The 20237-nt window shown below is 56.7% G+C and carries 16 protein-coding genes; 13 read left to right on the plus strand and 3 right to left on the minus strand.

Going from position 1 to position 20237, the window contains the following annotated elements; genetic code table 11:
• Positions 1 to 56 precede the first annotated feature (56 nt).
• On the minus strand, positions 57 to 2429 hold the full coding sequence (locus tag PH7735_RS04320; protein ID WP_058310064.1) for a trimethylamine N-oxide demethylase: 2373 nt from the start codon (positions 2427 to 2429) through the stop codon (positions 57 to 59).
• Positions 2430 to 2498: 69 nt separating this feature from the next.
• Positions 2499 to 3842 carry a trimethylamine monooxygenase gene (locus tag PH7735_RS04325; protein WP_058310065.1) on the minus strand — a complete coding sequence of 448 codons (1344 nt, stop codon included), beginning with the start codon at positions 3840 to 3842 and terminating at the stop codon, positions 2499 to 2501.
• Between the two features lie 174 nt (positions 3843 to 4016).
• On the opposite strand from PH7735_RS04325, the gene PH7735_RS04330 reads away from it, so the two are divergent.
• From PH7735_RS04330 to glnT, 6 genes are all read left to right on the plus strand, one after another.
• Positions 4017 to 5300, plus strand: coding sequence for an ABC transporter substrate-binding protein (locus PH7735_RS04330; RefSeq protein WP_058310066.1), 1284 nt, complete (start codon positions 4017 to 4019; stop codon positions 5298 to 5300).
• 48 nt (positions 5301 to 5348) lie between these two features.
• A complete protein-coding gene (locus tag PH7735_RS04335) occupies positions 5349 to 5984 on the plus strand; it encodes a helix-turn-helix domain-containing protein (protein ID WP_058310067.1) in 636 nt (211 codons plus the stop codon).
• 190 nt (positions 5985 to 6174) lie between these two features.
• Positions 6175 to 7065: a class II glutamine amidotransferase gene (locus PH7735_RS04340; RefSeq protein WP_058310068.1), complete on the plus strand. Its 891-nt coding sequence runs from the start codon at positions 6175 to 6177 to the stop codon at positions 7063 to 7065.
• 3 nt (positions 7066 to 7068) lie between these two features.
• Positions 7069 to 7755 (plus strand): GltB/FmdC/FwdC-like GXGXG domain-containing protein, encoded by a 687-nt coding sequence (locus PH7735_RS04345; RefSeq protein WP_082645125.1) that lies wholly within the window; start codon positions 7069 to 7071, stop codon positions 7753 to 7755.
• 10 nt (positions 7756 to 7765) lie between these two features.
• Positions 7766 to 9091 carry an FMN-binding glutamate synthase family protein gene (locus PH7735_RS04350; protein ID WP_058310069.1) on the plus strand — a complete coding sequence of 442 codons (1326 nt, stop codon included), beginning with the start codon at positions 7766 to 7768 and terminating at the stop codon, positions 9089 to 9091.
• 65 nt (positions 9092 to 9156) lie between these two features.
• Positions 9157 to 10473, plus strand: coding sequence for a type III glutamate--ammonia ligase (gene glnT / locus PH7735_RS04355; protein ID WP_058310070.1), 1317 nt, complete (start codon positions 9157 to 9159; stop codon positions 10471 to 10473).
• A gap of 35 nt (positions 10474 to 10508) precedes the next feature.
• Here the strand turns inward: glnT and PH7735_RS04360 are convergent, their stop codons facing one another.
• Positions 10509 to 11462, minus strand: coding sequence for a GlxA family transcriptional regulator (locus tag PH7735_RS04360; RefSeq protein WP_058310071.1), 954 nt, complete (start codon positions 11460 to 11462; stop codon positions 10509 to 10511).
• A 103-nt stretch (positions 11463 to 11565) separates the two neighbouring features.
• On the opposite strand from PH7735_RS04360, the gene PH7735_RS04365 reads away from it, so the two are divergent.
• The 7 genes from PH7735_RS04365 (at position 11566) to PH7735_RS04395 (ending at position 20214) form a co-directional block, all read left to right on the plus strand.
• Entirely contained in the window at positions 11566 to 12816 is a 1251-nt protein-coding gene (locus PH7735_RS04365) for a sarcosine oxidase subunit beta family protein (RefSeq protein ID WP_058310072.1), read from the plus strand.
• Between the two features lie 9 nt (positions 12817 to 12825).
• A complete protein-coding gene (locus PH7735_RS04370; protein ID WP_058310073.1) occupies positions 12826 to 13113 on the plus strand; it encodes a sarcosine oxidase subunit delta in 288 nt (95 codons plus the stop codon).
• Positions 13110 to 16055: a sarcosine oxidase subunit alpha family protein gene (locus tag PH7735_RS04375; RefSeq protein WP_058310074.1), complete on the plus strand. Its 2946-nt coding sequence runs from the start codon at positions 13110 to 13112 to the stop codon at positions 16053 to 16055. Before PH7735_RS04370 ends, PH7735_RS04375 begins: the two co-directional genes overlap by 4 nt.
• A complete protein-coding gene (locus tag PH7735_RS04380; protein WP_058310075.1) occupies positions 16048 to 16605 on the plus strand; it encodes a sarcosine oxidase subunit gamma in 558 nt (185 codons plus the stop codon). The genes PH7735_RS04375 and PH7735_RS04380 overlap by 8 nt, the downstream gene beginning before the upstream one ends.
• Before the next feature lie 111 nt (positions 16606 to 16716).
• The gene (gene purU, locus PH7735_RS04385; RefSeq protein WP_058310076.1) at positions 16717 to 17601 is read left to right on the plus strand and encodes a formyltetrahydrofolate deformylase; all 885 of its coding nucleotides are present in this window, start codon (positions 16717 to 16719) and stop codon (positions 17599 to 17601) included.
• Positions 17602 to 17751: 150 nt separating this feature from the next.
• Positions 17752 to 18465: a FadR/GntR family transcriptional regulator gene (locus PH7735_RS04390; RefSeq protein ID WP_058310077.1), complete on the plus strand. Its 714-nt coding sequence runs from the start codon at positions 17752 to 17754 to the stop codon at positions 18463 to 18465.
• 369 nt (positions 18466 to 18834) lie between these two features.
• A complete protein-coding gene (locus tag PH7735_RS04395; RefSeq protein WP_058310078.1) occupies positions 18835 to 20214 on the plus strand; it encodes an ammonium transporter in 1380 nt (459 codons plus the stop codon).
• The last annotated feature ends 23 nt before the right edge of the window (positions 20215 to 20237 follow it).

Here is a 20237-nt window from a genome sequence, read left to right on the forward strand (position 1 = left end):
GCAAGGTAGGTTTCCAGCGATGGGTACATCGCCAGAAATGTCTGTATGATCCGGTGTTACGACCTTGGGCGTTCTTTTTTCGGATCGTAATGTGGAAACGCCGCAACCCGCGCCGCAAGGCGTTTGATATGGCCGTCCAGCCGTCCCACCTCGACCTCTGTTCCCTCTGCTGCGTGGGCCACATCAAGGCGCGCCAAAGCAATCCATTGCCCTGTACGAGGCGAGCGCATTGCTGAACAGACTTCGCCGATTTGGGCGCGGCCGATGCGGACACAGTCGCCGTGGGCGATCGGGTCCTGCCCATCGACCTCAAGCCCGACGAATTTGCGGGCGGGGGTTTCTTTGCGCCGGATCAGTGCGTCGCGGCCAACAAAATCGGCGGTTTTTGATTTCAAGGGCACGGTAAACCCGACGCCGGCCTCGAAAGGATCGGTCTGGTCGCTAAAGTCGTAGCCTGCAAAAACCAAGCCCGCTTCGATACGCACAAGATCCAGTCCGGCAAGCCCCATCGGTTTGATGCCAAGGGGCAGGCCCGCCTCCCAGATGGCTTTGAAAATGGCATCGCCGTCTTTGGGGTGGCAGAACACTTCATAGCCCAATTCGCCCGTGTAACCGGTACGGGAAATCACCACGGGGATGCCTTCGGCACCGCCAAGTCGGGCAGGCGTGAACCGGAACCACCCCATTTCCTGAAGGTCGGTTTGGTGTGGTGGTGTCCAGAAGATCGACGTGATCAGTTCGCGCGATTTGGGTCCTTGAACGGCAAGGTTGTGCATTTGGTCTGTGGAGGCGCGGATCATCACGCTCAGCCCCAGACGGGCCGCTTCTTCCCGCATCCAGACGCCGCCTTCATCAGAGCCGCCAATCCAGCGGAAATTCTGTTCTCCCAAACGGAACAAGGTGCCGTCGTCGATCATACCGCCATGCGGATAACACATCGCGGAATAGACGACCTGTCCGATGCCCAGTTTTTCGACGTTGCGTGTCAGAACCCAGTTCATCAATGCTTCGGCGTCGGTGCCGGTGATCTCGAATTTGCGCAAGGCCGACAGGTCCACGGCGACCACGCCTTCGCGACAGGCCCAGTAGCTTTCAACCGCGTCTGTTTGAGGAAAACTGTTTGGAAGCCAGAACCCGTTATATTCGACGAAATCCTGTGTCATCTCGGCAAAGTTTGCTTGAAAGGCGCTTTCTCGCGTCATGATCGGGTCCTCGTCGGTGGTAGAGCGCCAGGCGACAGCGCGGGAAAAAGATTGGTTGGCATCATAGGTGCGCACGTGAATATCGCTGAGGTGCCATCCATTGGCCGCCGACGTATCGTCGGGGCAGGCAGACGAGACACAGATCAAATCCGTCAGGGCCCGCAGCAGGACATAATCACCGGGGCGTGACCACGGTTCGTCGGCATACAGCACGCCGTGCTCATCAATGCCCGTGTTGAAAAAGAAATTTGCCGCCATCCATCCCGGACGCCCGGCAATTCCAAAATCCTTGAGCGCGGCGTTGAAATTGTCGGAACAGTTGACGTGTCCGGGATACCCGATGTCGTCATAGTATTTTGCGTTACAGGCCATTGCGAACGTGTCATGGCGCCCGCAAGTGTCCTGAACGACCTCGATCAAGGGGGTCAGATCCCGATCATAGTATTTCCCGTGCAATCCCGGCATCGGGTAGGCGTGTCCAAGCGTCGTGCGCGTTGTTGTGACGTCCAGCGGGTGAAAAATCCCGCGGTCGACTTTTCGCGCATCAAAACACTGAAAATCGGTGCATTGGCGTCCGTCCACATCCATGATCTGGATATAGTCCCCTTTGCGAACGGTATACGCTTTGGCGGTTGCCGAGGCGACACGCAGGTCTTGCACCGGATCCGCCAGAGGGTCGGGCAGGGCAAAGCTGCCGACCGCGCGCGGTGTGGCACGGGTGATGGTCACCGAAAGGGGCGTCGCGGTGTCTTGGCGCGTGTAGTCCATTTTGGCCGCGGGGGCGGTGATCAAAAGCCATCCGTCGTCCTCGGCATTGAACGTGCCGGTGTCGCCAGCAGGGCTTGATGCCGAGAAAAGGCCGATTGCGGGCGCATTCGTAAGGTCGATGCCCCGTTTTTCGAGGCCGGACCGCAACCGCGAGATGCCCGAGCTGTCGTCCGTCATCACGGCACGCAGCCCCTCACCGGATGTATCCGCCCGAATATCTAAGAGGGCACTGTCGACCGTGCCGTTCGATCTGGCGGCCAGAATTTCGCAATACTGGCCGCCTTCGGTATTTGTAATCGTGATCCTGTCACCGGTTTTGATTTCCAACAAAGACGCGCCACCGCCTGCAACCGTGTACCGCTCTTCATTTGATGCCAGTCGATAGGCTGCTGCCCGCCTTGCGACCGACCCTTTCGGAGGACCGGGACGGGTGAGGTGCCCGTAGGGATCAAGGATCATGTGCGCGTTCCTTTACGTTGGAAAAAAGCACCCGAGAGCACGCTGGCTCTCGGGGCGGGGGAGTGGGGATCAGTTTTGCAGGTACACTTCGAGTGAATCGTCCAAAGCGTCTTTCCAAGGGGTGTGGTGCTTTGGTGCCAGCGTGCCGGTGATAACCGATGTGTACGAGTTGTTGCGGAACGCCATGATGTCTTCGGCTTTGTGCTTTTTCCATTCAAAGAAGGCTTCACAGGCGCCATCAATGTTGAAGCTGGGATAGTCCGTTTCGGCCACCAGTTCCTTGACGTAGTCCGCCTGATATTTGATTGCGTATTTTACGTCATCCGAGGCGTCTTCGCGGGCGACACGTTCCGCAACATCCGCAAGCAGGGTCTCTTTGTCGGCGGGCACGGCAATGCGGTCCATGATCACGTCGCGCACATACCATGCTTGGGCGTCAAACATGTTGAAGGTGAACCACTGGTCCTGCATGCCCAGATAGAACATCTTGGGATTGTTGACGTAAACCACGCCCTTATAAAGATCCGCCGTGGCCAACCGGTTGGCTGTTTTCAGGCGCAAATCGTCCGGCAGGAATGGGAAATAGTGTTTATAGCCGGTGCACAAGATGATGGCGTCGATGTCTTTTGTCGTGCCATCCACAAAATAGGCCGTGCGCCCCTCGACTTTCTCGAGTGCGGGTTTTTCTTCCCAGTTGTCCGGCCAGTCAAAGCCCATCGGCGCGCTGCGGTATGAGGTCGTGACCGTTTTTGCACCGTATTTCCAGCACTGCGATCCGATGTCTTCCGCTGAATAGGACGCGCCAAGCAGCAGCACGTCTTTGTCGGCGAATTCACGGGCATCGCGAAAATCATGCGCATGCACAATCCGTCCGTTGAAGGCCGCAAAACCGGGGTATTCGGGTACATTGGGGGACGAAAAGTGACCAGAGGCGCAGATGAAATTGTCAAAGCGTTCTTTATAGACGGTGTCGTTTTCCATGTCGTGCACGGTGATTTCAAAGTCACCTTTTTCGTCGTCATATTCGACAAAGCGCACGACGGTCGAGAACTTGATCCACTTGCGTACATCGGCCTTGAGAACGCGCCCTTCGATATAGTCAAACAGCACGGCCCGTGGCGGATAGGACGCGATCTGTTTTCCAAAATGTTCTTCAAAGGAATAATCTGCGAATTCAAGACCTTCCTTGGGGCCGTTTGACCATAGATACCGGTACATTGAGCCATGTACAGGCTCGCCGTTTTCATCGACGCCAGTGCGCCAAGTATAGTTCCAAAGGCCACCCCAGTTCGACTGCTTTTCAAAGCACACGATTTCAGGAATGTCCGCGCCGTTTTGTGCAGCGGACTGAAAGGCGCGAAGCTGGGCAAGTCCAGAGGGGCCAGCGCCGATGACGGCAACGCGTTTGCTCATTGATGTTCTCCCGTTTGGTTCGTTGGTATGGACCAAAAGCGGAAACTGGTGCAATTGGCTGTTATTGGTGTGGGCCAAAAATTTTCCGGTGGTCAATGAATTTTCTTTAGAGGAATATATGATTCATAAAGTGATCGAGGTGTTTGGGTTGTTTTTTAAGCGTGAGGTGAAAAAATGAGCAGCGTTTCTCTTGCGCAGCGTCTCGCAGTTGCCGGGAATCTTCCGCGTCTTTCCGTGCAGGATCGTGCCCCCATCAAGATCGGGGCTTTGGTGCCTTTATCTGGGTCGGAAGAGGCATGGGGGCGGCCCGGTGTCGAGGGCAGCCAGATTTGGGTCGACTGGATCAACAACCGCGGGGGCATGATGATTGGCGGCCATCGCCGACCTGTCGAGTTGATTGTGCATGACAGTGCCCACTCGGCGCAGAGTGCCTTTGATGCGGCGCGCCAGATGGTCGAGACAGATCAGGTGTGTCTTGTGCTGACATTGGGTGGGGGGCAGCTTGCCCTTGCCTTGGACTATTTGATGCAGCGGCGCGTTCTGACCACAACCTTGCTGCCGTCTGATCTATCGCCGGATCATCCCTGCTTGATCGCACCTGCCGAGGTGCACCCGTTCTTTAATGTGACAGGGGTTGAGTGGTTGGCGCGCACCCAGCCAGAGGCGCGGCGCGTGGCCTTGTGTTCGCAACGTGACCTGTTGGGCTTGCCCTCGCTGGCCACATATCGCGCGGCCTTTGGTGTTGCGGGGCGGGACCTTGTCAAAGAGGTGATTTACGAGCCGGAAGAGGGCAGCGCCACCGAGATCGTGGCGGCGTTAATGGCCGAAGCACCGGATGTTCTGTGCTGGTGTTCGGCCGCGCCGCAGATGATGGAAGACCTCACCGTCGCGGCATATGAGCAGGGATTTCAAGGGCAGATCATCGCCTGTACCTGCGATCACTACGACAGGATGATAGAGCGCACATCGCCGGAATTTATGGAGCGGTTTACCTTTCAGTTCCCTGACTTTGATGATCCGGCACTTGCAGAGATGGCGTTTTTCTTTCACCGGCCGGGTGCGTTTTTTGAAGAGTTCAATCAGCGGTTTCCTGGAAAATGGAGTGCGGTTAGCTGGGAATATGCTTCAATTCTGGATATTTGGCACAATGCCGTTGAAACTGCGGACAGTGTGAATACCGCGCCTGTTCTTGCGGCTCTGAAGCGGGGACGGCAAATGCCGAACGCCTTTGGGCAAGCGAACTGGTGGGGTAAAGACGTGTTCGGCATCGACAATGCCTTGGTTGGAGATTGGCCCGTTGTCGCCATTCGAGATGGCAAGGCGCGCATACAGGAATTTGGATCGGTTCTGCGTTGGGTCGAGGCCAACGGCACAGAGTTGGCCCGCGAACTCGAACGGTTGGGCCAGCTTTGGTATCAGAAAATGCCGTCTGATCTTGCCGGTGCATTGGCCAAGTGATCGGCCAAGTCCCCCGTGATGGAAATAGTAAAGTAAAAGGAGATTGGTTTGAGCAAAGGTGACAAGGCCCTTCGGCAGAACCCCCACGCGACACGAGAAGCGCGAGAAAAAAACCTTGAGGTTGCGATCGGACGGCAGGTGCGTGAATTGCGCAAACGTCAGCGGATGACCGGATCGGATCTTGCGGCACAAACAGGTGTTTCTGTCGGAATGCTCTCAAAGATCGAGAACGGGGTCATCTCGCCCTCTCTGAATACCATCTCCGCTTTGGCGGATGCACTGAAGGTGCCCCTCATTCAGTTGTTCTCCGGGTACGAGGAAGAGCGTGGATGTATGCACGTGAAAGCGGGGGAAGGTGTCGAGATCGAACGCGAAGGCACAAGGGCCGGTCACCAATACAGCCTGTTGGGGCACATTGGGTCCAACAATTCGGGCGTTGTGGTCGAGCCTTATCTGATCACCCTCACCAGCGAGAGTGACAGGTTCCCCGCCTTTCAGCATGAAGGCATCGAGATGCTCTATGTTCTTGAGGGGAAAGTTCAGTACCGCCACGGCGACAAGACATATGAATTGGGGGCAGGGGATACGTTGCTGTTTGATGCGGACGCCCCGCACGGGCCCGAAGTGATCCTTGAGCTGCCGGTGCGATTCCTTTCGATCATCACCTATCCACAGCAAAGATAGGTTCGGCATTCGCACAAAAAGTAATCATTCGCTCAATTGATGGTCAGACAACCCTTCGGGAGTGAATGAGCACGGTCAACTTTCGGGAATTTTCCGGTACCGACAAAAAGTTTCTTGAAGGGAAAATAGATTTCCCATTAGGAAGGGTGCAACGACCCCGTGCGGGTCGAGGCAACTAATGGAGGTACCAATGTGTGGAATCGTTGGTCTGTTTCTGAAAAAGGACGAGCTGCGCCCGCAATTGGGTGACATGCTGACAGATATGCTCATCACGATGACGGATCGTGGCCCGGATAGCGCCGGGATCGCAATCTACGGTGAAGAGACCGAAGGCATGGTCAAAATCACGGTTCAGTCGGACACGCCGGAAGAGGCTTTTGCCGAACTCGATGGTGCGCTGACGTCGGCCATCCACAGCCCTGTGTCGATGAAAGTTATCGACACCCATGCCGTGTTGACTGTCGCCGATAGCGTCGAGGCCAAAGCGATTGAGGTGCTGGAAGAAAAAGGCCTGCGCATCATGGGGTCGGGCCAGACGATGGAAATCTACAAGGAAGTTGGTCTTCCCAAAAATGTCGCGTCCCGCTTTGGGCTGCGTGACATGGGCGGAAGCCACGGCATTGGCCACACACGCATGGCCACCGAAAGTGCCGTAACCACAATGGGCGCGCATCCATTTTCGACCGCAGATGACCAGTGCCTCGTGCACAACGGATCGCTGTCGAACCACAACCAGATGCGTCGCAAGCTGGCCAAAAAGGGTGTCTTTACCCGCTCGGAAAACGACACAGAGGTCGGGGCCGCCTATATTTCGTCGCGCATTGCAGACGGGGCTACACTGGGCGAAGCGCTGGAAGGCACCATTGAAGACCTTGATGGGTTCTTTACCTTTGTCACCGGCACCAAGGATGGGTTCGGCGTTGTCCGTGATCCGATTGCCTGCAAACCCGCTGTCATGGCCGAAACAGACGACTATGTCGCCTTTGCCTCGGAATACCGTGCCTTTGCGGACCTGCCCGGCATTGATGGTGCACGCGTCTGGGAACCTGAACCCGCAACTGTTTATTTCTGGGAGCGCTGAACCATGAGCATTTCTCTTGATATGGCGCAGACCGAACTGCGCGAGGTAAATACAACCCTGCAAGCCGCCGCCAAGGCGCAAGCCAACGAAGACTATGTCATCGAAAACCCGCGCGGCAGCCATGCCGTGGCCTGTGGTCTTGATGGCCCTGTGAGCGTCACCGTCAAAGGATCAACCGGATATTACTGCGCCGGTATGAACAAAGACGCAGAGGTCACGGTCGAAGGATCGGCCGGTCCGGGTGTTGCGGAAAACATGATGTCCGGCGTTGTCACGATCGAAGGTGACGCCAGCCAATACGCAGGTGCAACCGGACATGGCGGCCTTTTGAACATCAAAGGCAATGCAAGTTCGCGTTGTGGCATTTCGATGAAGGGTATCGACATCGTCGTGCACGGAAACATCGGCCACATGTCCGCGTTCATGGCACAAAAAGGCAACCTTGTTGTGTTGGGCGACGCAGGAGACGCATTGGGTGACTCGCTGTACGAGGCCTGTTTGTTTGTGCGCGGCGACGTCAAGTCTTTGGGTGCGGATTGCATCGAAAAAGAACTGCGCCCCGAGCATATCGAGGTTTTGGCAGACCTTCTGGCCAAAGCCGGGGCCGATGCCAAGCCCGAAGAGTTCAAACGCTATGGCTCTGCCCGCACCCTCTATAATTTCAACATCGACAACGCTGACGCATACTAAGGAGCGCGATATGGAAAAGACACCTGACACCGAACCGCGCCAGTCCTGGACGTTTTCGAACGACACCAACTCGGAAATCCGCCGTGCAGCGGCCACCGGCATCTATGACATTCGTGGAGGTGGCGCCAAACGCCGCGTGCCGCATTTTGATGACCTGTTGTTCCTTGGCGCCTCGATGAGCCGCTATCCCTTGGAAGGCTATCGCGAGAAATGCGATACTTCGGTCACATTGGGCACACGGTTTGCGAAAAAGCCGATTGAGCTGAAAATCCCGATCACCATTGCGGGCATGTCCTTTGGCTCGCTGTCTGGTCCTGCAAAAGAGGCACTGGGACGCGGGGCTTCCATGGCCGGAACGTCCACCACCACTGGTGACGGCGGCATGACCGAAGAAGAGCGCGGCCATTCCGAAAAGCTGATCTATCAGTACCTGCCATCGCGCTATGGTATGAACCCTGACGATCTGCGCCGTGCAGATGCTATCGAAGTCGTGGTTGGCCAAGGTGCCAAACCGGGCGGCGGTGGTATGCTTCTGGGTCAGAAGATCACCGAACGTGTTGCGGGCATGCGGTGCTTGCCCGAAGGTATCGACCAGCGGTCGGCCTGTCGTCACCCGGACTGGACTGGACCGGATGACCTTGAAATCAAAATTCTCGAGCTGCGTGAAATCACCAACTGGGAAAAGCCGATTTACATCAAGGTTGGTGGCGCGCGCCCCTACTATGACACGGCTTTGGCGGTGAAGGCCGGCGCGGATGTGATCGTTCTGGATGGGATGCAGGGCGGTACGGCGGCGACACAGGATGTGTTTATCGAACACGTCGGTCAGCCGACACTGGCATGCATTCGACCTGCTGTTCAGGCGCTTCAGGATCTGGGTATGCACCGTGAGGTACAGCTTGTTGTTTCCGGCGGCATTCGCACCGGTGCAGATGTGGCCAAAGCGCTGGCGCTGGGCGCGGATGCGGTTTCGATCGGTACTGCGGCGCTGGTGGCGCTGGGGGACAACGATCCGAAATGGGAAGCGGAATACCAGAAACTGGGCACGACGACGGGCGCCTATGATGACTGGCACGAGGGTCGCGACCCTGCGGGTATCACCACGCAGGATCCCGAACTGATGAAGCGCCTGGATCCCGAAGCCGCTGGTCGCCGTTTGCGCAACTATCTGAATGTGCTGACACTGGAATGCCAGACACTGGCGCGGGCCTGTGGTCACAACCACGTTCACAACCTCGAGCCCGAGGACCTGTGCGCGCTGACCATGGAGGCCGCTGCGATGGCGCAGGTGCCTTTGGCGGGCACCAACTGGTATCCCGGCAAAACCGGCTTCTGAAACTTGAATAAAGAGGGGCTGCGCGCCCCTCTTTGACCATCCAAAACGGAAACGAGGAGAACGATATGAGTGTTCTTGCTAAATTTGCCGAAGAAAATGGCGTTAAGTACTTCATGGTGTCCTACACGGATCTGTTTGGCGGACAGCGCGCCAAGCTGGTTCCGGCACAGGCCATTGCCGATATGGAAGAAGACGGTGCAGGTTTCGCCGGTTTCGCGACATGGTTCGACATGACCCCCGCGCACCCGGATATGCTGGCCGTGCCGGATCCATCCGCGGTGATCCAGCTGCCATGGAAACCCGAAGTGGCTTGGGTGCCCGCCGATTGCGTCATGGAAGGCCAGCCGGTTGAGCAGGCACCACGTCAGGTCTTGAAAAAGCTGGTTGCCGAAGCTGCCGAGGCTGGCTTGCGCGTCAAAACTGGCATCGAAGCCGAGTTCTTTCTGCTGACGCCGGAAGGAAACGAGATTTCCGATCCGTTCGATACTGCCGAAAAGCCGTGTTATGACCAGCAGGCCGTGATGCGCCGCTATGACGTGATCGCCGAGATCTGCGATTACATGCTGGATCTGGGCTGGGGCCCTTACCAAAACGATCATGAAGATGCGAATGGCCAGTTTGAAATGAACTGGGAATTCGACGATGCCTTGGTCACCGCCGACCGCCATTCGTTCTTCAAGTTCATGGTCAAATCGGTTGCCGAAAAATACGGATACCGTGCGACCTTCATGCCGAAACCTGTCGAAGGTTTGACCGGCAACGGATGTCACGCCCACATTTCGGTCTGGGATCTGGACGGCAAAACAAACGCCTTCGCGGGCGATGCCGGTGGTCAAATCGGTGAAGTCGGTCTGTCCGAGCAGGGCGGGTTTTTCCTTGGCGGGATCATGAAGCACGCCGAAGCTTTGGCGGCCCTCACAAACCCGACCGTCAACAGCTACAAGCGTATCAACGCACCGCGCACGATGTCTGGGGCCACCTGGGCGCCAAACACCGTGACGTGGACGGGCAACAACCGCACACATATGGTGCGCGTGCCCGGTCCGGGCCGGTTCGAACTGCGCCTTCCTGATGGTGCGGTGAACCCCTATCTCTTGCAGGCGGTCATCATTGCGGCAGGTCTCTCGGGCATCGGGTCCAAAGCAGATCCCGGCCCACGGTATGACATTGATATGTATGCAGAAGGCCAATCCATCACGGATGCGCCGAAGCTGCCTCTCAATATGCTGGACGCCATCCGCAACTTTGACGCGGATGTAGAGCTGAAGTCAAAACTCGGTGACAGTTTCTCGGCCAGCTACATCAAAATGAAGCATCAGGAATGGAACGCGTTTGTGACCCATTTCTCGGCTTGGGAAAAACAAAACACCCTCGACATCTGAGCGGTTTGAAACCTCTTCCTCCCTGCGGGTCCGACCTAGGTCGGGCCCGTTTTTTTGCGTCTGGCAGACGGGGTGATGCCAAAGGTGCGCCGGAAGATGTCAGAGAAATGCGCCTGACTTGAGAAACCGGTCATGCGCGCGATTTCACCCACGCTTAGGTTTGATGACAGAAGCAATTCTTGTCCTGTTTCCAGACGGATACGCCGGTAGGTTTCCATCAAGGATGTTCCAAAACTGTCGCGAAACTGGCGCTGCAATTGTCGTGTGGACAGGCCCGAAAGATGTGCGATCTGGTCTTGATCCAAGGGGTCCGCGATGTGGGTTTCCATCAGTTCCAGTGCCGCGCTTACGGGGCGTGGTAAAACACCGTAACGTGCTGAGATGGACGCGGTTTGCGGGGCTTCGGCACCGCGCACTTCTGTCTGAATGAACCAGTCTGAAATACGCTGCGCAAAGGGCGTTCCAAAGTCACGCGCAATGATCGCGTGCATCATATCCAGCGGGGCCGACCCGCCCGCACATGTATAGCGGTCACGGTCGATCACGAACAATCGCCGCTCCAACAACCAATTGCCAGGCAGCGTTTCAAAGTCTTCGTAGTGGTGCCAATGCACAGTAAAACGGTGCTGGTTCAAAAGATCCGCACGCGCCAGAATGACCGAGCCGCCCGATATCCCGCCAAGCGCCACGCCTGCGCGATCCGCGCGGCGCAGCCATGCAAACAGAGACGGGTCGTTCATTCGCGCCGGATCGCCGCCAGCAACCACAAAAATCAGATCAAAATCAGGCTCGCATTCCCGAAAGGAGCGGGTTTCGAACTGCGCCCCAATCGACGATTTTGCGACGGAATCCCTGTCTGACAACAGGGTAATGTCGTACCGCGGCGGGTCGGAAAACATGTTGGCAGCCCGCAAAGGTTCGAGCGCGGCGGCGGTCGATAAAAGGGCGAATCCATCAACCAAAACAAAGGCGATTTTAAACAACGACATATGAGCTTTGCTTTGTCCTGAATGTGAATGAAAAAGACCTGATATTGAAAGAATGACTTATTTCCAACCGTTAGAAAAGAGGGGAATTGCAAGGAGCAGGTTGATGAAGTTCTCCGGTTTTCGGGTCGTCAAAGAAGCCCTAACAGGGCACAAAGGCTGGGGCGCACTCTGGCGCAACCCCGAGCCGAAGCCCGACTATGACATCGTGATCATCGGCGGCGGCGGGCATGGCCTTGCAACCGCGTTTTATCTTGCCAAAACCTTTGGCAAGGCGCGGGTCGCGGTTCTGGAAAAAGGGTGGCTTGGATCGGGAAACATTGGTCGCAACACGACGATCATCCGGTCGAACTATCTTTTGCCGGGCAACGAGCCTTTTTACGAGTTCTCCATGAAGCTCTGGGAGAACCTCGAGCAGGAAACCAACTTTAACTCGATGGTCAGCCAGCGCGGGATCATCAATCTGTTCCACACGGATGGTCAGCGGGACGCGTTCAGACGGCGGGGCAACGCGATGATGTTGGCCGGAGCGGATGCGCGTTTGCTGGACCAGTCAGAGTTGCGCAAGATGGCCCCCTTCCTGAACTTTGATAATGCCCGCTTCCCGATCAAGGGCGGCCTGATGCAATCGCGCGCCGGTACAGCCCGTCACGATGGTGTGGTCTGGGGGTATGCGCGCGGCGCGGACATGCGTGGCGTGGACATTATCCAGAATTGCGAAGTCACCGGTTTCCGGATTGAAAACGGTGCGGTCAAAGGCGTTGAAACCTCGCGCGGATATATTGGCGCGGGCAAGGTCGGTGTTGCCGTCGCCGGCAACTCGAGCCGGGTCATGGCGAAGGCGGGCATGCGTCTTCCGATGGAAAGCCACGTGTTGCAGGCCTTTGTGTCCGAAGGGCTGAAACCAACCATACCGGGGGTCATTACCTTTGGGGCAGGGCACTTCTATGTCAGCCAGTCCGACAAAGGGGGCTTGGTCTTTGGTGGTGATATCGACGGCTATAACTCGTATGCGCAACGCGGCAACCTGCCTGTTGTCGAAGACGTTCTGGAAGGCGGAATGGCCTTGATGCCAATGATTGGCCGCGGGCGATTGCTGCGCAGCTGGGGCGGCGTCATGGACATGTCGATGGATGGCTCGCCGATCATTGATCGTACGGACATTGAAGGTCTCTATTTCAACGGGGGCTGGTGTTACGGCGGGTTCAAGGCGGCACCCGCATCTGGATACGCCTTCGCGCATCTTCTTGCCACGGACCGCCCGCATGAGACGGCCAGCGCCTATCGGTTCGACCGGTTCGCACGCGGCCATATTATTGATGAAAAGGGCGTCGGTGCCCAACCCAACTTGCATTGAGGTGAAAAGATGCTGATCCCTCATCCCCTTCTTGGCCTGCGTGATGCGCAAGAGTTCACCTATCTTGGTGATGCGTCATTGATGGACCGTCCGGACCCTACACTAGACAACGCCGAGACCGCGTTCTGCGACTATGTGTTCATGCGAGACAACCCCGCCGGTGTGCACCGAGAATTGTGGTTCCATGAACAGGGCGACCGGTCCTGGCTGGTTGTGACACGCAACACGATCACACATGAAATTCTGGGTGCTGAACTGGCCAAAGATCTCAAGTTGAACCGGAAGGACGCGCAATGAGCCGTTTGCAAGGTGGTCACATTGACCGGAACGCACCCCTGAATTTCAGTTTCAACGGGCAGTGTTACCAAGGATACCAGGGCGACACGCTCGCTTCGGCGCTCTTGGCGAATGATGTGCAACTCATGGGGCGGAGTTTCAAATATCACCGCCCGAGAGGCGTGTTTTCGGCCGGTTCGGAAGAGCCGAACGCCATGGTCGAACTGCGATCCGGAGCACGAAAAGAGCCCAACACGCGGGTCACCGTGACCGAGCTGTTCGAAGGGCTTGAGGCGCAAAGCCAAAACCACATCGGGCCGCTGAACCGTGATCTTCTGGCGGTGAATGATTTGTTCGCCCCGTTCTTTGCCGCAGGGTTTTATTACAAGACATTCATGTGGCCCCGTGCCTTTTGGGAAAAGCTGTATGAACCGGTGATCCGAAGTGCGGCGGGCCTTGGACGCTTGTCGATGGAGGCCGACCCTGACAGCTATGATCGTGGGTTTCTGCACTGTGATGTTCTGATCATCGGCGGGGGCGCCGCAGGTCTGGCAGCTGCGTTGACGGCAGCACGAGCGGGCGCTCAGGTGCTTCTCGCGGATGAAGATTTTCAGTTCGGCGGGCGATTGTCTTCAGAGAGCCATACACTTGACGGGGCATCTGCTTCGGAGTGGGTAGGGCAGACTCTGGCAGAACTCGACGCCCTTCCAAACGTCAAACTCATGACGCGAACAACCGTGTTCGGGGCCTATGATCACGGCGTGTTTGGCGCGGTCGAACGGGTGTCAGATCACCTTGCTACTCCGGGTGAAGGCGTGCGCCAAACCTTGTGGCGGATCACGGCAAAACGCACGGTTTTGGCCGCCGGAGCCACGGAACGGCACATCCCGTTTGCGAATAACGATCGCCCCGGCATCATGCTGGCTGGCGCGATGCGGTCTTATGCCAATCGCTGGGCCGTTTCACCGACGCGTTCCGATGCCGATGCTGTCGCCATTTTTGCCAACAATGATGACGGCCACCTGACAGCGCTCGACCTGATGGCAAAAGGTGTCAACGTGCTCGGGGTGATTGATCCTCGGGAAGATGCACCGCGCCTTGGCAATTATGACCTGTTTGCCGGTGGCGTTGTGAGCGGCACCAAAGGGCGGTTGGGATTGAAATCCATTCAGATTACCAAAAACGGCCAGTCGCAATGGCATGACTGTGGTGCGCTTGGCGTGTCTGGCGGGTGGAACCCCAACATTCATCTGTCTTCACATCATCGCGGTCGCCCTGTTTGGGACGAGAGCATTCTGGCCTTTGTCCCTGGAAAAGACGGTCCTGCGGGATTGATACCGGCAGGGGCGGCCAATGGGCAGGGCAGCACAGCCGCGGCATTGGCCGGCGGCAAGGCCGCAGCCCAAGAGGCGCTTGGCGATCTGGGACTGGCCATTAGGGATGTCGTCCTGCCCGAAGCAGAAGATGCCGAGATCGCACAGGCGGCGTTCTGGCATGTTCCGGGGAAGGGGCGCGCATGGGTCGATTTCCAGAACGATGTGACGGTTAAAGACATTGATCTGGCCCATAAGGAAAACATGCGTCCGGTCGAACATCTGAAACGCTGGACCACTTTGGGCATGGCAACGGATCAGGGCAAGACGGCAAATATTTCCGCCCTTGCGGTGATGGCCGAACTGACCGAGAAATCCATTCCGGAAACCGGCACAACCATGTTCCGCCCCCCTTACACAGGGGTATCTCTGGGGGTTCTGGGCGGCGGCGATACAGGGTCGAATTTTCGCCCGCGCCGTTTGACGCCGACCCATCATTGGGCGGCCGGTCTGGGCGCAGAGTTTGTCGAGGTCGGCCCGTGGATGCGCGCGCAGTATTTCCCCAAAGATGGCGAGTCTCATTGGCGTGAAACCGTTGATCGTGAAGTGCTGGCTGTGCGGTCGGGCGTGGGCCTCTGTGATGTGACGACCTTGGGCAAGGTTGACGTACAGGGCGCAGATGCGGGTGAATTCCTTAACCGTCTTTATGCCAATATGATAGCAACGCTTCCCGTGGGCAAAGTGCGCTATGGATTGATGCTGCGCGAAGACGGCCATGCCTATGACGATGGCACATGCGCGCGGTTGGCCGAAGACCACTATGTCGTCACGACCACCACCGCGAATGCGGGTCCGGTCTATCGCAATATGGAGTTTGCGCATCAGTGCCTGTGGCCCGAATTGGATGTGCAGATGATTTCAACAACGGATGCTTGGGCGCAGGTGGCTGTTGCGGGACCAAACTCGCGGGCGTTGTTGGAACGTATCGTGGATGATCTTGATCTTTCTAACGAGGCCTTTCCCTTTATGGGGTGTGCCGAACTTACCATCTGTGGCGGTTTGCGGGCGCGGTTGTTCAGGATTTCGTTCTCTGGCGAGTTGGCCTATGAGCTCGCGGTGCCTGCGCGCTATGGGCATGCGTTGATGCAGCGTTTGATGGATCTGGGCCAAGATCTTGGCGTGACGCCTTATGGTACCGAAACCTTGGGTGTTTTGCGGATCGAAAAGGGGCACGCCGCCGGTGCCGAACTGAATGGCCAAACCACACCGACGATGTTGGGCATGGACCGCATGGTGTCGAAAAAGAAAGACAGCATCGGTGCAATCATGTCGCGTCGCGAAGGGTTGTCCGAAAACACCCGCCGTCTGATTGGGCTCAAGCCCGTTGATCCTGATGCGCCTGTTGTGGCCGGGTCGCACCTTTTTGCCAAAGGCGCGGCTCAGGACACACACAGCGATCAGGGGTGGATCACATCGGCGTGTTTCTCTCCGCATCTCGGGTGCCACATTGGTCTGGGATATCTGGAAAACGGCGATACGCGTCTTGGTGAAATCATCACAGCCGCCAATCCGCTCGAGGGTCAGGAAATGCAGCTTGAAGTGGTTTCCGCCCATTTTGTTGACCCTGAAGGAGGACGTCTGCGTGACTGATCTTACACCGATTACAGCTCTTGGGGGCACATCCGCGCGTGTTCAGAAGTTCGGCGCTTTGACAATTTCGGAGAATACAGAACTTGGGCTGGCGTCTTTGTCCCTGCGATCCGGGCAAGCGGCGCCGTCTCCCTTCGGTCTCATCCTGCCAGATATCGGACGTTCAAGTGCCATTGAAGGGTTTGCGGCGTTCTGGACGGCCACAGGGCAATGGATGATCGAAGCAGACGGTCAGGCGGATCGCGATTTCGCAAAAGCGCTCAAATCTGAGGCACCACAGTGTTCCGTCACAGAACAGACCGATGGATTTGTCGCATTCGAGATTGAATCCATTGACGGCGCCGGACCGATCAACGACGTGATGGCCAAGCTGGTCAATATCGACCCGCTGGGCTTTGACGAAGGATCGGCGCTGCGGACTGGACTTGAACATATGAGTGTCTTTCTGGTGCGCCGCAGTGCAGGACATATTGCGGTGATCGGGATGCGCACGCTGGCAGACTCACTGTGGCATGCATTGTCCACGGCGGCCGCCCGACAGAACACCTAAAACAAGGGGCTGGCGACAATGACCAGCCCACTGACAACGATAACAACATTTAACATGATCCCATCAGGTGTGCTCTGGGGAGTGCCGCCTGTCCCTCCTGTGGAGAAAAAAATGACCAAATACTGCCTGACTGTTACTTGCGAGAGCCGCCGCGGCATCGTCGCTGCGATTGCGACGTTCCTTGCGGATCATGGCTGTAACATCACCGACTCGTCTCAGTTTGATGATCTGGACACGGGCCAGTTCTTTATGCGCGTGAGCTTTGGTTCCGAAACTGGCGCAGACCACGTTGCCCTGTCCGAGGCCTTTGGCGAAATTGCCGAAGGGTTCGGCATGAACTTTGCGTTCCATGACGAGAGCGAAAAGATGAAGATCGTCATCATGGTGTCGCGCTTTGGGCACTGTCTGAACGATCTTTTGTACCGTGTGCGCATCGGCGCCCTGCCGGTCGAGATTGTGGCGGTGATATCGAACCATATGGATTATCAGAAAGTTGTCGTGAACAACGATATTCCGTTCCACTGCATCAAGGTTACCAAAGAAAACAAACCGACCGCCGAAGCCGCGATTATGCAGGTTGTGGAAGAATCCGGTGCCGAATTGATTGTTCTGGCGCGCTACATGCAGATCCTTTCGGATGAAATGTGCACGAAGATGTCGGGAAAAATCATCAACATCCACCACTCGTTCCTTCCTTCGTTCAAAGGCGCAAACCCTTACAAACAGGCCTTTGCGCGGGGCGTGAAACTTATCGGGGCGACCTCGCACTATGTCACGGCAGACCTTGATGAAGGTCCGATCATCGAGCAGGACATTGTGCGGATTTCCCACGCCCAAAGCCCGAACGACTATGTTTCGCTGGGGCGGGATGTCGAAAGTCAGGTTCTGGCGCGGGCCATTCATGCCCATGCCAACAACCGCGTCTTTTTGAATGGCAACAAAACCGTTGTGTTTGAAGCTTCGCCAGGCAGCTACTCGAGTGAACGCATGGGCTAGTGTGCTCAAACAGGTTTGGAAGAGGGCCCGCCAATTGAGCGGGCCCTTTTTGTTTGCGGCACTTTAGGGCAGCTTGCGCTGGACCCCGGGGGCGCTGCCGCGTTATCTTGCTGTGCGCTCGTTCCGAGACAATTGCAAAGGATCGCCCCTGTGACTCACCCTGCGAACACGCCACCTCTGACCACGCTTCCGGGATCGACGGTGAAATACGTGATCGAAACGTTGAACTCGCGGATCGTGACACAGGAATACGCCACGGAAGAACGCCTTCCCTCGGAAAGGCAATTGGCGCAAGAGCTGGGTGTGGCGCGAAATACGGTCCGCGAAGCCTTGGACCAGCTCGAGATGCGCGGCATGATCCGGCGCCGTGCCGGTTCAGGGTCTTTTGTTACCTATGATCCGGACGGCTCTGGCGAAGCGATCTCACCCATTGCATCGGAAACCGGCCCTTTGCAGTTGCAGGTGATGCGCGGCATTCTTGAACCGGAAATGGTCCGTCTGGCCATCGTAAACATGCCGCCCAAACAGATCGAAGCCCTGTCTGCAACACTGTCCAAAATGGAAGCGGTTCAGACGGATGCAACGGCGTTTGTCCGTCTTGAAGAGGAGTTTCATCGTCTCATTGCCGAAGGCACGGGCAACCCGTTGTTGGTGGCCTGTTACAATCTGGTGATTGACGCACGTCGGCAATCGTTCCGCGCGGCCATGTATCGCCGCCACCTTACGCCTGCGCGCATTGCGACGTATCAGCGGGCTTATAACGGCCTGTTCAACGCGATTGCGGCACGCGATATCGAGGAAGCAACCGAGTTTATGAAGCTTGCTCTGATCGAAGATCAGCGGCTGTTGCTTCAGGATGAATAAGACCAATTGAACCAATTTCCAAATTGGCCGGCCTGCAGCCATAGCTTTCCTTTTCCGATGCCCTGTCCCCCGATTCTCTGAGTTTGCGCCGCGCCCGTTTGGGGCGAGTGTACCCCCAGTACTTCCCTTCTTGTTTCTGAAGTCCAGCGTTTGTTGGTTTTTCACACGCCTAAGATTTGATCTTTGCCGTGCCTAAGGCGCTATTTTTGATCGCCTCAGTAGGTAAATAAAAATTCCCTGTAGGAAAAAAGTTTGCTTGAGAGGGTGTTTGGCCCCCTACTTGTTTTACTAAATGAGCCAGTTTGAGAAATTGGATCAAACCAAAGCTGGCTACAAACCTGGTGAACGACAAAGGACAAGGAGAAGGACTTGGAACAGGATCTGGAATCTTTGGCGACCGCGGTTGCTGAGCTAACAGAGAAGGTGGCCGCGACAAATGGCACGTTCTCGGAAACTTTCTATTATTTAACGATCCCGCTCATGGTGCTGATCCATGTCGGGTTTCTGGCCTATGAAATGGGGGCCTCGCGTTCGAAAAACGCATTGGCGTCAGGCATCAAGAACATCCTCGCCTTTGCGATGATTGTGCCGTTCTTCTATTTCGTTGGTTGGTGGGTGTATTGGGCCTTCCCAACAGGATTGACCCTGTCCGAAGGTGCCATGGGCATTTCGGGACTGGCCTATGCCAACGAAGTGGCCGCGCCGTGGAGCGCATACATGGGCCCCAACCTTGATGACCGCGCGTCGGGCGTCTTCTGGGGGGCGTTTGTTCTGTTTGCCGCAACAACGGCTTCTATCCTGTCGGGTGGTGTCATCGAACGGATCAAGCTGACCGGTTTTGTGGTTCTGGCGATTGTTCTGGGCGCATTTGTCTGGATTCTGGCAGGCGCGTGGGGCTGGCACTCTGATGGCTGGCTGGTCACGAAATTCGGTTATCACGACTTTGGTGCGGCTGGTGTTGTACACATGATCGCGGGCTTCTTTACCCTAGGTGTGTTGCTCAACCTTGGGCCACGGATCGGCAAGTTTAACGCCGACGGCAGTGCAAACCATATTGCGGGCCACTCGATGCCGATGACCTTGATCGGTCTTATGCTGATCATCGCGGGTTTCTGGGGCTTCCTGATGGGGTGTGTGATCGTTCCGGGCGAGGCCTGGTCCTGGTCGAACACGATCGAAGGCACCATTTATGGTACGCCGATGACCATTTCGGGCATGACTTTCAACACATTGATGGGCTTTGCCGGCGGTATCATTGGCGCATGGATGGTCACACGTGACCCGTTCTGGATGATGTCCGGTGCCCTTGGCGGGATTATCTCTTGCGCGGCTGGTCTTGATCTTTGGTATCCGCCCATGGCCTTTGCCATTGGTTTCATCGGTGCCGTTGCCATGCCGTTCGTTGCCTCTTTCATCGAAAAACTGGGCATTGACGACGCCGTAGGCGCAGTCACCGTGCACGGTTTCCTTGGCCTGTGGGGACTGATCGCTGTCGGTATCGCCGCACAAGGTTATCCGGCGATGTTTGGTGAAGATGTCATCACAATCTCGTTCTTCGGTCAGCTGGTTGGTGCTGTTGTCATGGCGCTGCTGGGCTTTGTTCCCGGCTATGTGGTCTCTTTCATCCTGAAAGCAACCGGTCAGCTGCGTGTTCCAGCCGAAGCCGAGATCATGGGTCTGGATGCGGTGAAGGTTCCTGCCGACGCCTATCCAGAAGCCCTGCACCCGTCGGTGAGCCCGGCTGAGTAACTGCAACTGCAAAGTGAAAGGAC

Source organism: Shimia thalassica, from assembly GCF_001458215.1.
GTDB lineage: Bacteria > Pseudomonadota > Alphaproteobacteria > Rhodobacterales > Rhodobacteraceae > Shimia > Shimia thalassica.

Coding starts and splice junctions, on each gene's coding strand:
- purU (WP_058310076.1), top strand. CDS start 16,717: ATGACCAAATACTGCCTGACTGTTACTTGCGAGAGCCGCCGCGGCATC.
- glnT (WP_058310070.1), top strand. CDS start 9,157: ATGAGTGTTCTTGCTAAATTTGCCGAAGAAAATGGCGTTAAGTACTTC.
- PH7735_RS04365 (WP_058310072.1), top strand. CDS start 11,566: ATGAAGTTCTCCGGTTTTCGGGTCGTCAAAGAAGCCCTAACAGGGCAC.
- PH7735_RS04350 (WP_058310069.1), top strand. CDS start 7,766: ATGGAAAAGACACCTGACACCGAACCGCGCCAGTCCTGGACGTTTTCG.
- PH7735_RS04345 (WP_082645125.1), top strand. CDS start 7,069: ATGAGCATTTCTCTTGATATGGCGCAGACCGAACTGCGCGAGGTAAAT.
- PH7735_RS04325 (WP_058310065.1), bottom strand. CDS start 3,842: ATGAGCAAACGCGTTGCCGTCATCGGCGCTGGCCCCTCTGGACTTGCC.
- PH7735_RS04320 (WP_058310064.1), bottom strand. CDS start 2,429: ATGATCCTTGATCCCTACGGGCACCTCACCCGTCCCGGTCCTCCGAAA.
- PH7735_RS04340 (WP_058310068.1), top strand. CDS start 6,175: ATGTGTGGAATCGTTGGTCTGTTTCTGAAAAAGGACGAGCTGCGCCCG.
- PH7735_RS04330 (WP_058310066.1), top strand. CDS start 4,017: ATGAGCAGCGTTTCTCTTGCGCAGCGTCTCGCAGTTGCCGGGAATCTT.
- PH7735_RS04370 (WP_058310073.1), top strand. CDS start 12,826: ATGCTGATCCCTCATCCCCTTCTTGGCCTGCGTGATGCGCAAGAGTTC.
- PH7735_RS04360 (WP_058310071.1), bottom strand. CDS start 11,462: ATGTCGTTGTTTAAAATCGCCTTTGTTTTGGTTGATGGATTCGCCCTT.
- PH7735_RS04375 (WP_058310074.1), top strand. CDS start 13,110: ATGAGCCGTTTGCAAGGTGGTCACATTGACCGGAACGCACCCCTGAAT.